Source organism: Psychrobacter sp. CX10 (genome assembly GCF_057621575.2).
In genome coordinates, this window is the sequence record NZ_CM177736.1 from 2,584,018 (window position 1) to 2,600,369 (window position 16,352).

Below are 16,352 nucleotides of genomic sequence, written 5' to 3' on the forward strand. Positions count from 1 at the left end.
TATTTAGTTGTTTATTAAATGATAATTTTATATAACAACTAGATATTCTATAGCAGTCAATAAAAAAGAGAGCCTAAAGGCTCTCTTTTTTATGGTGCTTTATTTCTATGCATTGGGTTTCTAGTACATAGGTTTTATAACAACTGGGCTTCAAACAATCGGCTTGATGCTCAAGTAGTTATTTATTTAATAAATCATTAAAGTGTTTATTGGATTCCAATCTAATTACTCAGCAACCAACTGCTTTTCATCTACTTGACGGCGTAATTTTTGTCCAGCTTTAAACGTAACCACACGACGCGCGCAAATTTCGACCTCTTCACCAGTCTTAGGGTTTCTACCAGGTCGGCTCTTTTTATCTTTTAAAATAAAGTTGCCAAACCCTGATAACTTGACATCTTTACCGTTTATCAAATTATCGTATATCTCATCAAAAAATGAATCAACCAGCATTCGCCCTTGCTGTCTAGTGAATCCAAACTTATCCACCAAATGCTCAATAATATCTGCTTTTGTCAGTGTCATGACTACGTCTTCCTTTTCGTTTAAATCATTAATTTTTAAGTTTAAATTAGATTATTTTTTTAAGCAATAAGTTTATAGCTTCCTGCCATAAACTTTAGTATAACTAATCACAAAATTAATTAAAAGACAAGTCTAACTGTCTCTTAATTGTGCACCGTGCTCGTCCTGAAGCGCTGTCACAACGTTTTGCATGGCTTTATTTACCACCTCATCAGATAGAGTTTGCGCATAATCTTGCCAAACTAGACCAAAAGCAACTGAGCGCTTACCTTCTGGCGTGTGCTCACCCTGATAGACATCAAATAACCAATGTTGCTGTAGTAGCGCACCACCTGCTTCACGTATGGTATGGGATAGCTGTTGACGCGGAATATCTGCATCAACTAAAAACGCAATATCTCGTCGTACTTGAGGGAATTTTGAAGGACTTTGGATACTATTGGTTTCACGTGCTAATTCTAAAATCGGTGTCAGCGCTAACTGTGCTACCCATGTTCTTGGTAGATCAAATGCCTGCGCGATATTTGGGTGTAGCTGACCAAACCAACCAATACGCTTCTGATCTATAAATATCTCAGCACTTTGTCCAGGATGTAAAAAAGACATTTCGCTACGCTGATAGCTTACTCTTGACTCATCAATTGTGCTTGGCAACAGCTGCTCAACATCATTTTTGAGATCAAAAAAGTCCATCTCCCGATTATTATGCGCTTGATCGGGGTAAACATCACCTGTGGCTATTATCGCCATACTTGTGGTTTGCACCAACTCATCAATAGTTGCACCTACAAAACTTAACCCCGTTTCAAAAAAACGTACTCGGGTCTGCTGACGGTTTAAATTATACTGCACACAAGGTAGAAGACTTGATAATAATGTACGGCGCATGACGGCCAGATCAGACGAAATTGGATTGGCTAATGCCAATACATTACCTAATCTAGAATCGTCGAGTATGTGCTCAATTTTTTCATCACTAAAACTAAAGCTGATTGCTTCCATATAGCCTGCATCAACCATCTTAAGTTTCAATCGATGCGTTAAGTCAGCAGTATCATCATAACGCATATCTACCCCAAGCTTAGGTAAGACGCTTGGAATATTATCATAGCCATAAATACGTGCAATCTCTTCGATTAAGTCTTCTTTGATTTCTATATCAAAACGGTGGCTTGGCGGCATACAATGCACCACTGCACCGTCGGCTTGTTCGGATTGTTCGACGTTGATATCTAAAGCTTTTAGGATCTCGATGATTCGATCTATTGGTATATCTATACCAATGACATCTTTTACTTTACTCAACGGTAGCATGACAGCGGTACGTTTTGGTAGCTTATCTACGTGCTCAGCGGTAGTGATATTGCCTGCCTGAGCATTTGCAACCGTGGTAATAATATTCACAGCGCGATTCAGAGCGTGTAAAGGTAGCTCAAAATCTACCCCACGCTCAAATCGCTGGGAGGCATCGGTATGTAGCCCAAACCGGCGCGCACGGCCTGCGATAGTAAGAGGTGAGAAGAACGCACTTTCTATCACAATATTAGTTGTCGTATCAGTGACACTGCTACGCTTACCGCCCATAATACCAGCGAGCGCAAGGATACCTTTATCATCAGCGATAACAAGCTCGTCACCTTTTAGTGTAACCGTCTGCTCATTTAGCAGCTCAACCGTTTCTTCTTTCGTCGCCAATCGTACCGTGATGTCACCGACAATTTTATCAGCGTCAAAAGCATGTAACGGTTGACCCAGTTCTAGCAACACATAATTAGTAACATCTACCAAAAAGTTATGCGTACGATGACCGCTTTGTAATAAAGCATTTTGCATCCATTCTGGGGTATCTACACTGCGATCAATATTATGAACAGGTTGCGCAAGATAGCGAGGACAGGCATCGGTAGCAGTAACGTTAACCGCTTGGCTGATGTTTGTAGTGGACACCGATGCAGTTACCTCAGGCCCATTTACAGCTAAATTATTAATGACGCCTATCTCACGCGCAATACCGCGTACGCTAAAACAATCCCCGCGATTTGGGGTGATAGAGATGTCTAAAATCTGATTGTCTAACCCAAGATACTGACGAATATCTTCACCAATGGGCGCATCCTCTGCTAATTCAAGCAAACCATCAACCACATCAGGCAAATCAATTTCGGAGGCGCCGCATAGCATACCTTGGGACTCCACGCCGCGTAATTTGCTTTTTTTAATTTTGAACCCTTTGCCATCTTCGGTGGGCAATTTAGCGCCTATCGTTGCAACAGGTACGCGCATCCCCACTTTGACGTTTGGTGCACCGCAGACAATTTGTAAAGGCTCATTTGTATCAATATTTACCTGAGTAACACGCAATTTGTCAGCATCGGGGTGCGGCTCAACCGATATGACCTCACCGACTACAACGCCGCTAAAATCAGCCGCTACGGATTCAATTGCATCAACTTCTAAGCCAGCCATAGTCAGTTGGTCAGCCAACTGCTGGGTGTTGTTATTAGGATTTACCCACTGACGTAACCATTGTTCACTAATTTTCATAGAATACTCGAAAGAATTTTCAGTTTTATTATATATTTTAAAAGATAAGCTTAGCCAAACTGGCGTAAGAAGCGGACATCGTTTTGGAAAAATAGACGCAAATCATCGATGCCGTAATACAACATTGCAAAGCGCTCAATTCCCATACCAAATGCAAACCCTGTGTATTTGTCGCTATCTATACCGCAATTAGTCAAAACTTTTGGATGCACCATGCCGCACCCCATTACCTCAAGCCATTTACCATTGTCATCTAATATATCGACTTCGGCAGAGGGCTCTGTAAACGGGAAAAAAGAGGGGCGGAAACGAACCGTTAACTGCTTACCAAAAAAGGCTTCCAAAAATTCATTTATTAGACCTTTTAGTTCAGCAAATGTTGTATGCTCAGTCACCATCAATCCCTCAAGCTGGTGGAACATAGGAGAATGGGTTTGGTCTGAGTCGCAGCGATATACGCGGCCCGGACAGATAATACGGATAGGCGGCTCACCTTGCTCCATAGTACGAATTTGCACAGGGCTGGTATGTGTACGCAGTAGATAGTGTGCATCAAAATAAAAAGTATCGTGCATGGCGCGCGCAGGATGATGCGAGGGAATATTTAAGGCTTCAAAATTATAATAATCACTCTCTACCTCTGGGCCTGTGGCGACATTAAAGCCTGCTTGCATAAAGAACTGCTGCATACGCTGGGCTGTCATCGTTACAGGATGCAATTGGCCGTTTTGCTGACCGCGTGCAGGTAGGGTGATATCGATACGCTCGGCATTTAGCTTAGCTTCTAATGCTGCCTTTTCAAGGGCTTGCTGCTGCATATTGAGCGCATCATTAATTTTGGTACGTACTTGATGTAGCCAGCCACCGACTGCTTTTTTACGCTCGGCATCAAGCTTACCCATTTGCTTTGACCAACCGGTAAGCGCACTTTTCTTACCCGTTAAATTGACACGCATTTGTTGTAAGTCTGAACTGGTTACAATCTGCTCAACAGCTGTTTGTGCAGCGTTCGCATAATGCTGTAGGTCGTCTTCATTTAATTCATTTAAGACATCGCTTAAACGTGGTAAATCGTTTATAAGATCAGTCAAACTGCGTGTTGGTTCAGAGGCCGGATTAGAGTCTTGGTTTGTTGTGCTGTCAGGTTGAGTCATGTAAGCGTTCTCAGAATTATTAGCTAAGGTCATTCTTTTAAAATTATTGGATGTGAAAACAACAATATGAACGTCTAATGTGATGAGCGTCTTTTGTTGTATCAGTCGTATTGTGTTGTATCAGTTGTATAAGCTATCTTTAGTGAATAAAGAATTATATTAATGCATGCAGGGTGTGGCGCATAATAGTATTGCTGAATGTCGTTTTAATTATCTGTATTGAACCACGTGCTTAATTGTAAGCAAATCAAACGAAAAAAGCCATCGATACGATGGCTTCTTTCAATACGAAAACAACAATAGTTTAATTACTATCTATAAAATGCTAATTAAGCTAAAGCTGCTTTTGCTTTTTCGGTTAGTGCTGTGAAAGCAGCAGCATCATGCATAGCGATATCGGCTAATACACGACGATCGATTTCGATGTTTGCTTTTTTCAAGCCATTAATAAAACGACTATAGCTTAAACCATTTAAGCGTGCACCAGCATTAATACGTGCAATCCAAAGACGACGGAAAGTACGTTTTTTGTTACGGCGATCACGATATGCATATTGACCAGCTTTAGTAACTGCTTGTACAGCGACACGATAAACTCTTGAACGAGCGCCATAATAACCTTTAGCGCGCTTTAAGATTTTTTTGTGACGACGGTTTGCTTGAACACCACGTTTTACACGGGCCATAAGATACTCCTAATAATATTTTTTGCCAGAACTTACATAGATCAATAATGTATAAATTAATAATGACTAATATAAGATCGTTGAATTAAATGGGTTTATAAATAAGGACACATACGGCGAACCGCAGCTACATCAGCAGCGTGTACCATCTTAGTACCACGTAATTGGCGGATACGTTTAGGAGACTTTTTGGTCAGAATGTGACGTTTGAACGCTTGCTTACGCTTGATGCCATTAGCAGTTTTCTTAAAACGCTTAGCAGCACCGCTTTTAGTTTTCATTTTAACTTTCATAAGAACCTCTTATTCTTTGTTGTTAATGTCAGTTTATCAAAATAGGTTTATTAATATGAGCCAATGAATATGACTTTATTAATATCTCTCATCAAGGATTAACATAATATCCTTGTAATCTATTTAAACACCGACCTATAACAGCGAAGGGAAAACCTGTTCGTCAGTGTATATAGGGCGTCTTTTAAGCTATTTTTATAGCGTTTTGCTATATAAAATTAGAGCAAATAGACCTTAAATAACACTGCCTTGAGGTGGGAAACGCGTATTGTATCAGAAAACAATATATTAACCAATACTATTTGCCTCTTATGAACAGGTATATATACAGTTATATAAACTGCCCTATGCTTTTTATTGAATTACTTATTTATAAGTTGTTGCTTATATAGTCATGTCACCTCATCAAAAGCTTTTTATAAAACGCAATCTCTATAGTGATGAAATGCTTATAAACCTATATACTAGGGCGTGTCTTCATTTGAAGCTTTATAATTTATGGGCTAAAAATGACTATAACTTCGCTAAACTGTGTCTAATTTCAAGTTAATATATGTATATTATCTGCGAAACTATCCTTGATTGACAAAAATCTATCTAATTTTTAGCCACATAATCCAATTGAAGACACGCCCTAGGCTCGTTAAAAAATGATAACTAAAACCTGATCTATTAGAGAATACTTTATGTCTAATACTGCCCTTCAACCTGTGGATACCTATGATAAAAACTCATCATGGCTCGACGCGGTTAGCTTTAATTCAGCTGGGTTAGTGCCTGCTATTGCACAGGACTATGTTACTAATGACATCCTTATGATGGCCTGGATGAACCGTGATGCTTTAGCGCTTACGGCTAAGACCAAAACTGCGGTGTATTATTCTCGCTCGCGCGCTAAACTTTGGCACAAGGGGGAAACCTCAGGACATACGCAGCGTGTGCATGATATTTATTTAGACTGTGATGCTGATGTCATTATTCTTAAAGTAACACAGATAGGTGATATAGCCTGCCATACAGGACGCAAATCTTGCTTTTATCGTAAACTAGACTTGTCCTCTCATGCGCCCGATTGGCTAATAGACGCCCCCGTTTTAAAAGACCCAAATGACATTTATGGCCATAAGAACCAAAATGATAAGCATGGGGACGAGAACGATGCTGCCAGCACAAACAAACAACCTTTCGGCGTCATGCCCGATGCGTTAATGAATGAGGCCTCGACTCATAACGTTCGTGACCATTTACGCCAAAACATTGATCATGCCTCAATTCTTAGTCATCTAGACCAAATCCTGGCTGAACGCAAACAAGCAGACGCAGATTCTTCTTATGTGGCAAGTTTATATGCCAAAGGCATAAATAATATCTTAGAGAAAGTGGGCGAAGAAGCGGTTGAAACCATCATCGCAGCAAAAGATTTGAATATGGCCAACCAGTCCTTAAAGATTACGCATCATGATAATCTTAAAGATAATAAATTACAGGATAGTGGCTTATTAGTTGACAGCGGTTTATTAAATGAAAAAGGCACAGACAAGCCGGCACTAGAACAAGACTTAATTTACGAAATTGCCGATGTTTGGTTTCATACCTTAGTGACTTTGGCATGGTTTGATATCGACTCAAATCGTATTTTGGAAGAATTAGCACGGCGCTTTGGTATATCTGGTATTGATGAAAAAAATAGCCGCACTCAGTAAACCTAAACTAAAACGCACTAGCAAGCTTTAGAACAAATTAGTTTAGAACGTATCAGTTTAGAATATATCAGTTAGAACATATCAGTTTAATACGCCTAGGGTAACTAGACTCTAAACAGTTAAACGTAGCGAAACAGTAAGGTTTGGCGCACTTTATAGTCAAAGAAATCTATAATGGTTACAAGGCAACCGAGTGCAAGTACTACTATAGTAGGGCGAGCGAGGTTAACACCGTAACCGTCTAGTATTTCGCTGACTATAATACAATAATTTTCATGATTTATAATAACAGCCTATAAAATATAGTCGAAGAAGTCTAAAATGGTTACAAGGCAACCGAGCGCAAGTACTACTCATATAGGCTTAGCGAGGCTGACGCCGTAATCGTTTAGTAGGTCTCTGACTATAGTTTAACTTTAATAGTACCTAGTCATACAGATTACTAGGTATCATAGGGTAATAAACCTTCCATATGAAGGGCTGATTAAATAAAAGGACAAGACTATGAGCTTATCTCCAATGCAGTTGTTGATCATTCTTGGTATTGCCATTCTTATTTTTGGTACCGCGAAACTTAAGAACGCTGGTAAAGATTTAGGCGGGGCGGTCAAAGGCTTTAAAGATGCCGTGAAAGATGAAGATGAGGCGCATCTTAATAATCATAAGATCATTGATCACGATAGCAATGCTAATAATGCTAATAATAAAGTCGACACCGGTGTCAGGGCCGATGATGTAAAAGTTAAAACAGATGATTATCAAGCCTAATTGAGTTTTATTTAACCCTAGCTTTTATGCAGTGATAGGAAAATAAGCGGTTATGTTTGATTTTAGTTTTTATGAGTTTATGGTGCTTGGTATCATTGCACTCATTGTACTCGGCCCTGAAAAATTACCTCAAGCGGTTCGCACCATAGGCACTTACTATGCTAAGTTTCGCCGAACGGTAGGCACGTTAAAAGCTGAAATGGAAGCTGAACTTGATTTGGCTGAAACACGCCAACAGATGGAAGCTGAGCTTGCTAAAATCAAAAAAGCAGAAGCTGAAATGCAAAAAGAAATGGCTCAAATGCGTGGTAATATGCGCGAATTTGAGCAGCAGCAGAACTCACAACTAAAAGCCACGGCGCAAGCAGCGGGCACAATAGCGGGTTCTGACTCTGACATTCGTTCTGGCATTCGCTCTGATATGAGCGCTAATATTGACTCTGATATCGGATCTAATACTAAATCTAAAACCGGTTCTGAGACCACATCTAAAATCGGATCAGTGACTGATACTGAACGTACCGGCGACAACAGTACTCTACATCCTCCCGAAACTGATTATAGCTATGGGTCGTATGAACCCTCAGATGTTGAAGCAGCGCTGGAAATGACGCGACCATGGGAAAACATGTGGTTCTTATTAGGCGATTACGACCGAAAAAAGAGATGGCCGCCAGCGCCATTTTTGCCAAATAATAAAGCAGACGCTTTGCTATATCAGACAGACACGAATGCTGCTTCTAATACCTCACAAACGATATCTCATACGCTATCTGGGACGAAATCTGAGACGCCACTTTCGAGCCATGAGGTGGATTCATGAGTTCGATGGATAAAAAAACCAAAGCGCAAGACGTGAAAGTATCGTATGAGCCCAGTCAGCCAGCTATAGACAATCAGTCACGCCCGGAAAGTTACGATACACATAACCATCACGGTGAGCAGACGAGCGAAACCGAATCACTAACGGATATGCCGCTCACTGAGCATTTAGTGGAGCTTAGAGCACATCTTATTAAGATTATGGCCGTCATCGGTATTGTGTTTTTAGGACTGGTTGGATTTTCCAGACAGTTATACGATTTTGTCTCTGAACCCTTGGTTGAGATATTATCATCCACGTCCACTATGATTGCGATTGACCCTGTCGCAAACTTTACCGCCCCTATTCGTCTGACGTTATTGGTTTCGATATTTATTGCCATACCCTTTATTTTGTATCAAATCTGGTCCTTTATCGCCCCTGGCTTATATAAGCATGAAAAGCGCATTGCGGTACCTGTTTTGCTCTCCTCTATTGGACTGTTTTATACGGGGGTTGCTTTCGCCTACTTTATTGTTTTACGCCGCGCGCTAAGCTTTTTGATTAAATTTGCCCCCTCAAACGTCATTCCTATGACAGATATTGAAAGCTATTTGACCTTTGTCACTAAGATGCTCATGCTGTTTGGTCTCACTTTTGAGATCCCTGTGGTGGTGCTAATTTTAGTGCTGACAGGCGTGGTGTCGGTTGCTACCTTATCTAATCAGCGTCGTTACGTCATTGTCGGCTGTTTTGCTGCATCGGGCGTATTGTCTCCACCTGATGTACTGTCTATGTTTTTGCTCGCGCTACCTATGATTTTGTTATTCGAATTTGGTCTGCTAATGGCGAAAGTGTTGGTTAAAGAAAAAAGAAAGCATCGAATTTAATCATCGAACTTAAAATCATCGAACTCAAGACTCAGTGGACTTTAAATCATTGAACTTAAAATCATTGAACTTAAGACTCAGTGGACTTTAAATATCTTAAACATAGGAAGCCTCTTATGTTTGGCGGATCGTTTAACTGGCTCAATACCTTCGAGTTTTGACGTAAACGCACGCTATACCGCCCTATGTACTCCCTAATTAATCAACAGGTACACCATGCTTGCAAACGTTCAGTCAAACCAAATGCCAGCTTATATGAGCGACCCAACAGATGAGCAATTGGCCGCTTTGAATATGGCAATGGATGGCAAGTCGTTCAAAGTTGTGGCTTACGCTGGTGCAGGTAAAACCACTACCCTTAAGCTTATTGGTGAGCGGTTGCGAGGTCGCGGTTTATATCTTGCCTTTAACAAAGGCATTGCGACCGAAGCCAAACAAAAATTTCCCAGTCATGTGGATTGCCGTACTTTTCACTCCCTTGCTTACCGTCATGTCCCCCGTGATATTACTGCAAAATTATCCCTCCCCCGCTTTTCTCCAAAACGTTTGGGGGATGATTTAGGTCTAAGAGTCATCCAAGTGCGTCGTCAAGTTGAAGGAAAAACCAATTACGTCCAATTGACACCCGCGCGTCAAGCTCGATTTGTCAGTGATGCGGTCAGCTATTTTTGTAGTACACACGCAAGCTACCCTGCGCCAAGACATTTACAGTTTCCAAGTTGGGTAAATGAATCTGATGAAGAGCAGCTACGTGAGATTCTCTACCCTGCTGTTGAAAAGCGCTGGTTGCAATCGATTGATTCCCGCCACCCTGCAGGTATAGGGCATGATATTTATTTAAAAATGTGGGCACTTTCCAAGCCTGCTATACCCGCTGACTTTATCTTATTTGATGAAGCACAGGATGCAGACCCTTTGATGATGGGGATATTGACGCAGCAGCCCCGTCAAGTTATCTATGTGGGTGACGCGCACCAACAAATTTATGAATGGCGTGGGGCGGTGAACGCCATGAAAAAACTACCCTTACCGCAAACTCTATTGACCCAATCATTTCGCTTTGGTGAAGATATTGCAGACGTTGCAAACTTGCTTTTAAAAGCGCTACAAGAAGAGGTGCCGCTAAAAGGAAACCCGAATAAACAATCCACGACCAAAAAGCTGGGTATTAAAGGTAAAAAAGACGCCATATTGTGTCGTACCAATGCATCAGCCATGGCACAATTGCTCACTGGGCTCAAAAATGGTCATAAAGTCGCTTTGCAAGCTGACTCTGATAGAATGCTTAAATTTTGTAAAGCAGCTGAAAGCCTAAAGGCAGGAAAATCTGCATACGGTGTTCCCGAGCTGGCTTATTTTTATAACTGGGGCGATGTGCAAGATTATGCTGAAACGAATGAAGGGAGTGATCTTAAAACCTTAGTAAAGCTTATTGACGATCATGGTACCGATGTACTCACCAAAGCCGTAAACAGCTTGACGCATGTTCGAGATGCAGACTATGTCATCTCTACCGCTCATAAAGCCAAAGGTCTTGAGTGGGATAGTGTTCAGCTCGATGATGACTTCTATTATGATGTGACCACTAATGGCATCAAAGTAAGTCCTGAAGAATTACGCTTATTATATGTGGCTTGTACAAGAGCGCAAAGTAACCTCGATATCCATAATATTAGCAATTTAATATCAGGGCTTAAATCGGGTAAAAAAGTTATTTATGGGTCTTAAATTTCAATTGGCCTTCAAGTTGGCCTTCAAGTAATCCATTTGTTTTCAGACAGCGTGGTTTTAAAAGCTCCTGTATCAATAGATAATAGTTCATTGCTAAAATCATCAATAGTTTAAATATCAGTAAGTTAGATACCCTTACTATTATCCCATTATCTACCTGTACCTTTATGTAATTCTATGTCCTTTTTTAACCAGTCTCTTACCAACCCTAGTTTTGCTCAGCAGTTTTTTGCAGCCCCTGTACGCTTACTTGCGCCTATGGAGGGGCTTACTGACCCGTTAATGCGACAAATATTAACCCAAATCGCCAGTGATTTAGGGCGTCCTTATGATTGGTCAGTGAGTGAGTTTATTCGAGTCACGCAGCATGTATTGCCTAACCATGTTTTTTATCGCTTTGTTCCAGAACTCAAAACGGACAGTAAAACTCAAAGTGGTACCCCTATTCATGTACAGCTACTTGGTAGCGAGCCTGAGCTGATGGGTGAAAATGCGCTAGCTGTATGTGATCTGGGCGCACCCGCTATTGATTTGAATTTTGGTTGCCCTGCCAAGACGGTCAACAATCACCGCGGCGGTAGTGTACTACTTGATGAGCCTGCGTTAATGCGCGATATCATTGCCGCAGTGCGAGACAAAGTACCTAATAATATTCCAGTTTCGGCAAAGATACGACTCGGTTATACCGATACGGATAATATGGACTCTATAAGAAGTGCGATTGCAGATAGCGGTGCAGACTGGCTAACGATACACGCCCGCACCAAAACGCAAGGATACAAACCGCCAGCGTACTGGGATAAAATTGAGCGCTTTACTCAGCTTCCTATTCCAGTTATTGCTAATGGTGAAATTTGGAATCGTGAACAGGCTCAGAGCTGTATAGACAAATCCAATACCGAACACCTTATGTTAGGTCGTGGCGCAGTGACTCGACCAGATTTGATCGCTCAAGTAGATGGTATGCAACGCGATTTGGCGTGGCAGAGTCTGATAGCGTATCAGATTGAATTTTTAAATGGTGATGCTAAGAATGATACCGTATTGGTTGGACGATATAAACAGTGGCTAGGTATGCTTAGTAAAGGCTACACTGAAGCGAGAACCTTATGGGAGAAAATCAAACGTATTCGTGAAAAGCAAGTGATTATTGAATTACTAAAACAACAAAATTAGGCTTTATAAATTCAGGCTTAAATAACCAGCCAACCTTCATCTCTTATCGACAACATTTAAGTCGCCATTCTTATCGAAAGATAAAACAACATAATACAGCACACCATTGATAATCCCCAAAGAATAGAGCGAAGCGTTGGTAAGTTTATTATATAAGCAATGCCGTAAAACACCCTTAGCGATACATACAATACTGCCAAATAATTAATCACCATTTGCGGCACAAAAAATAGCATCGACACAATCACCGCTGCCAAAAATATAGGCAAACTCTCAAAGCTATTTTGCTGTGCTGCATTAGCGCGTGCTGCATGCCCCTCATACTGATTGAGCCGTGCCCGGGGATGAGCGTTGTCTTTAAAACTAAATCCACCCAATGCCTTAGCGATGATGGCAAATAGCAGAGGTAACACACTGGCGATGATCATCGACCAAATTGCGGTACTTGGAGAATTCGGTATTAATGTAAATAACCAGCTCATGTGTTTTCCTTTTACTTGTCTAGCTTCACTTGTTGTCTAGCTTTACTTGTCTAGCCTAGCGTGTACTGACCAAACTGTGAAGCACACTCATCTTTAGCCAAAGATTAATCGCTATATACGTATTTAATAATAAAGCTTATAGGTCAACTATGACATTGTGCTCTTTATAAACAAGGGTCATTATGCTGACCTCTATTCGATAGTTTATGCGTCCATATTTAAGACAACCGGATTTAAGAGACGCTGACTATGCTATAGGCATTGTTATGCGCTTAATTTAATACTCTATCTTATCCGTTTATAACGTCATAACTGTGAGTTATATGCACGCCTCCAGCGGCTAACATTTTACTTGCTGAACAGTATTTTTCTGCGGATAGCTCAACTGCTTTGGCAACTTGTTTGTCTTTGATGTCGCTGCCTGTAACGATAAAATGTAAATGAATATCAGTATATACCGCAGGCACTGAATCTGCACGTACTGCTGATAATTCGCAGCGCACATCATTGATGTTTTGGCGACTTTTTTCTAATATACCAACCACATCGTAGCTTGCACAGCCTCCCAAACCCAACAGTATAAGCTCCATTGGACTGGCGCCCTCAACTTTATTGGCATCAATATTAACGCGTTTGCCTGAGGGCGCTGTACCAATAAAATGTCTATCTTGTTGCCACGTCACCTCACCTTGTAATGGCATTTGTTTTGGCTCAAGATTGGGAGTGTCGTTATTCATAGAATATTCCTAGTTAGCGTAATTGGTCAGAGTAATTAAACAAGTATATTTAGTAAACGCGCAGCCGTTAGACACCCATTAACTTTAAAAGTCTTTTAGTTTTGTTATGCCTTATTATAAAAAATCTGCAAATCGAATAAGACAATCAAAACAAGATAATCCAGCTTAAATAGAGTCGAAGAAGTCTAAAATGGTTACAAGGCAACCGAGCGCAAGTAGCAATTAATACTAAGGCAGGAGTAGGCTTAGCGAGGTTAACGCCGTAACCGTCTAGTAGTTCGCTGACTATAGATAACTGCTATTATAAACGTCAAAAAGGTTAGACAGTACCCTGTTTAACCTTTTATTTGCATCACTTAAACATTTACTATATACAGTTAGCTGGTGAGTTAGCTAATAAATATATGAAGAGTAGGGACTTATGGATTAAAACGAACTACTTAGCTCAATAAATACGCTCGTCGCTTCATCATCATCACCTGAGGCATGCGACACCCCCGCACTGGCGATTATTTTATCAAATTTACGCGCCAAGCCTAACGTGACGTCGATACTTTCATCATCTATACTCGCTGTGGGCGTTGTAAAGATCATATCAGAGACCGTATTCAAGCGAGTTTTGAGCTCTTCATGGTCATCATCAATCTGCTTTTGAAAGCTAATATCGCCAAACAGGTTGAGGTTATCATCCACATAAGTATTGGCCTTAACCCCTAAGGCACCATACACGGTATCGTACTTTTGCTCATCAAACTGCATGCCAACGGGGTCGCTCATATCCGCATCTCCAAAAGCATCCAGTGTCACCCAACTTCCTGACGCCCCTAGATAAGGCGTGAACGTGGTATTGGTAAACTGCGCTTTGTTGCTAACGCTTATCGGATAGCCTGCTTGGACGGTGGCAAAATACCGCTCGCCACTTGTTTCAGTTTGATATTGGCGGGTGTAATTGTCTAAGGTAACCTGACGGTTAAGATCCATATCCAAATCATCATAACCTATGGCTGCACTCAATTGTATATTCGCAATGTTTTGTCGGTGATACAGCCCCAAGCCCAATTCATCAAAATCAATATTATTAATACCTGATCGAACGCTACTATCTAGCTCTGCTTGACCCATGCGCGCATATATACCGCTAGTAGCATGTGGCATATTGTTATGATGAAAGTCTACGCCCAGTAGTAGCTGCGTATTCCCGCTACTCTCGAACCCTGCCACATCAAGTGCGTTCACATCTACCGATGCCCATACTTTAGGGCCTTGTTCATTATGAGTTATTGACCCTTGTTGAAGCTGATTGATGTGATTTTGTACACGCTTGCTGGTTGCTAAACCTGACTGAGTCGCAATATGGGGCAATAAGCCCACTTGGCTTGGTGTGGTCACTACAGAACTTGCAAAGTCGGCTATCATACGGTGCGCTCGTCCTGTAGGATGGATGCCGTCTGCAAAGAAATAGCTGTTATTGGCATCAGGTTCAACCAAGTCGTCTGGCCCACAGGTTAAAGAACTAACCTCTCCACATGCCTTGTCTGTCACATTTGTATAGCCATATGCAGCGGAGTCTTGAGAGACTTGTTGCAACAGGGAGAAAGTATCTAAAGGTATAATATTGGCCCCTGTTGCTTTAGCGCCATCATATAATGCTGTGTTGTACTGAGTAGCAAACTGAGTGCTTAAGTTTTGTACAAATTCTCCCCCTGCAATCGCATTAGGGGTCAAACCCACATCAGGTATATTAGGTACCAAAATATAGTTGGCACCATTTTGATCCAATCTCTGGATAATCCCAATCTGATCTTGTGTGGCCTCAGTAATAATACTATTGGCATTGCCCAAATCCTGCACAACAGATAATAAATCGTTGGCACCAATCCACACTGTATATAGCCCATCGCTGTCAACGGTATTGGTGGACAAATAGTCATCCAATTGACTTTGCGCAGACGCCACGGTGATACCCTCTCTTTGGACATCAACACCCGCTCGCGCTCCGCCGATGGCATAGTTATTAATACCACTATTGGCGTCGGCGCTATTCGTACCTATCGTATTAGGAACAGCTGTTAAGCCTAATTGCTCTGCGAAAGGGGTTGCCCATGTATTATCTGGGTTGGTGGTGAATTGACCTGCATTATCTTGCGATAACGTGGGTTTGAAGTAGCCCCCATCTGTCAGACTGTCACCAAAAAATGTCAAGCTACTGTATTCACTGGCATAGGCAGTGCTACATGCTGCCATTGTTACAGCTAATATAGCTTGCGACAATTTCTTGATGGTTGGATAAACTTTATTGTTAGCATCTAAATCACGACGATTCGCCATGATGGACTTTGCTATAGCTTTATTAGTCGTTTTGGTTAAATCCGTAGAGGCGTGATCTATATTGGAGCAGGTAGATAGCTTAGAAATATGCTTTGGCATCTCGACTTCCTTGTCATAAGTACTGCTTATGAGTACAAGTAATGAATACTTATTTTAAATACTCTTCTATTAATCTGTTAAGTGGGTGTTTATAAGAGTATCACCATGATTGACTAGGCTTTACTTCTTTGCCTAATTAAAATGTAATTAAAACCCAATTAAAACCTAAATAATATTAGGTACGTCGCATCGACTTTATATAATCATATAAACAGGGATACCAGTGTATACCCTGATATAAATTCTAGCAACCAAACCCATCTTAACTATCGTCTTGCTACTGACATAAATACGTTATTTAAAACTTTTATAATTTATTGATTTTGCTTGAATTTAATCAATTATAACGCTTTGCAAAGATAGAATAGCTAAGTAAACCTAATGAAACATTTTATATCAAAATAATATTATCATTTAACTTGAATTATTGCTTT

General features: G+C 40.9%; 14 protein-coding genes. 6 read left to right on the forward strand and 8 right to left on the reverse strand.

Translation table 11 applies throughout. From position 1 onward, the window contains the following. Positions 1-225: 225 nt before the first annotated feature. The 5 genes from AC21OH_RS10460 to rpmI all read right to left on the reverse strand — a co-directional run bounded on the left by AC21OH_RS10460 (position 226) and on the right by rpmI (position 5,202). Positions 226-525 (reverse strand): integration host factor subunit alpha, encoded by a 300-nt coding sequence (locus tag AC21OH_RS10460; protein ID WP_487370396.1) that lies wholly within the window; start codon positions 523-525, stop codon positions 226-228. A gap of 132 nt (positions 526-657) precedes the next feature. Continuing rightward, positions 658-3,069 (reverse strand): phenylalanine--tRNA ligase subunit beta, encoded by a 2,412-nt coding sequence (pheT, locus tag AC21OH_RS10465; protein WP_487370397.1) that lies wholly within the window; start codon positions 3,067-3,069, stop codon positions 658-660. 50 nt (positions 3,070-3,119) lie between these two features. Continuing rightward, positions 3,120-4,223, reverse strand: a complete 1,104-nt coding sequence (pheS, locus tag AC21OH_RS10470) for a phenylalanine--tRNA ligase subunit alpha (protein ID WP_487370398.1) — start codon at positions 4,221-4,223, stop codon at positions 3,120-3,122. Positions 4,224-4,552: 329 nt separating this feature from the next. After that, entirely contained in the window at positions 4,553-4,909 is a 357-nt protein-coding gene (rplT, locus tag AC21OH_RS10475) for a 50S ribosomal protein L20 (protein WP_007394884.1), read from the reverse strand. 95 nt (positions 4,910-5,004) lie between these two features. After that, complete coding sequence (rpmI, locus tag AC21OH_RS10480) at positions 5,005-5,202, reverse strand: 50S ribosomal protein L35 (protein ID WP_486535677.1); 198 nt, start codon at positions 5,200-5,202, stop codon at positions 5,005-5,007. 686 nt (positions 5,203-5,888) lie between these two features. Here rpmI and hisI point away from each other — a divergent pair. The 6 genes from hisI (at position 5,889) to AC21OH_RS10510 (ending at position 12,272) form a co-directional block, all read left to right on the forward strand. After that, positions 5,889-6,905 (forward strand): phosphoribosyl-AMP cyclohydrolase, encoded by a 1,017-nt coding sequence (gene hisI, locus AC21OH_RS10485; protein ID WP_487370399.1) that lies wholly within the window; start codon positions 5,889-5,891, stop codon positions 6,903-6,905. Positions 6,906-7,409: 504 nt separating this feature from the next. Beyond that, complete coding sequence (gene tatA / locus AC21OH_RS10490; protein WP_487370400.1) at positions 7,410-7,673, forward strand: twin-arginine translocase TatA/TatE family subunit; 264 nt, start codon at positions 7,410-7,412, stop codon at positions 7,671-7,673. Positions 7,674-7,725: 52 nt separating this feature from the next. After that, a complete protein-coding gene (gene tatB / locus AC21OH_RS10495; RefSeq protein ID WP_487370401.1) occupies positions 7,726-8,496 on the forward strand; it encodes a Sec-independent protein translocase protein TatB in 771 nt (256 codons plus the stop codon). A 149-nt stretch (positions 8,497-8,645) separates the two neighbouring features. Then, positions 8,646-9,365: a twin-arginine translocase subunit TatC gene (gene tatC, locus AC21OH_RS10500; RefSeq protein WP_486535779.1), complete on the forward strand. Its 720-nt coding sequence runs from the start codon at positions 8,646-8,648 to the stop codon at positions 9,363-9,365. A 216-nt stretch (positions 9,366-9,581) separates the two neighbouring features. Beyond that, complete coding sequence (locus AC21OH_RS10505) at positions 9,582-11,093, forward strand: UvrD-helicase domain-containing protein (protein WP_487370403.1); 1,512 nt, start codon at positions 9,582-9,584, stop codon at positions 11,091-11,093. Positions 11,094-11,273: 180 nt separating this feature from the next. Continuing rightward, on the forward strand, positions 11,274-12,272 hold the full coding sequence (locus AC21OH_RS10510; protein ID WP_487370404.1) for a tRNA dihydrouridine synthase: 999 nt from the start codon (positions 11,274-11,276) through the stop codon (positions 12,270-12,272). 56 nt (positions 12,273-12,328) lie between these two features. Here AC21OH_RS10510 and AC21OH_RS10515 read toward each other — a convergent pair whose 3' ends face one another. The 3 genes from AC21OH_RS10515 to AC21OH_RS10525 all read right to left on the reverse strand — a co-directional run bounded on the left by AC21OH_RS10515 (position 12,329) and on the right by AC21OH_RS10525 (position 15,918). Then, entirely contained in the window at positions 12,329-12,754 is a 426-nt protein-coding gene (locus AC21OH_RS10515; RefSeq protein ID WP_486535669.1) for an MAPEG family protein, read from the reverse strand. A 290-nt stretch (positions 12,755-13,044) separates the two neighbouring features. Continuing rightward, the gene (locus AC21OH_RS10520; RefSeq protein ID WP_486535667.1) at positions 13,045-13,491 is read right to left on the reverse strand and encodes an OsmC family protein; all 447 of its coding nucleotides are present in this window, start codon (positions 13,489-13,491) and stop codon (positions 13,045-13,047) included. A gap of 426 nt (positions 13,492-13,917) precedes the next feature. Beyond that, entirely contained in the window at positions 13,918-15,918 is a 2,001-nt protein-coding gene (locus AC21OH_RS10525) for an autotransporter domain-containing protein (RefSeq protein WP_487370405.1), read from the reverse strand. Positions 15,919-16,352 lie beyond the last annotated feature (434 nt).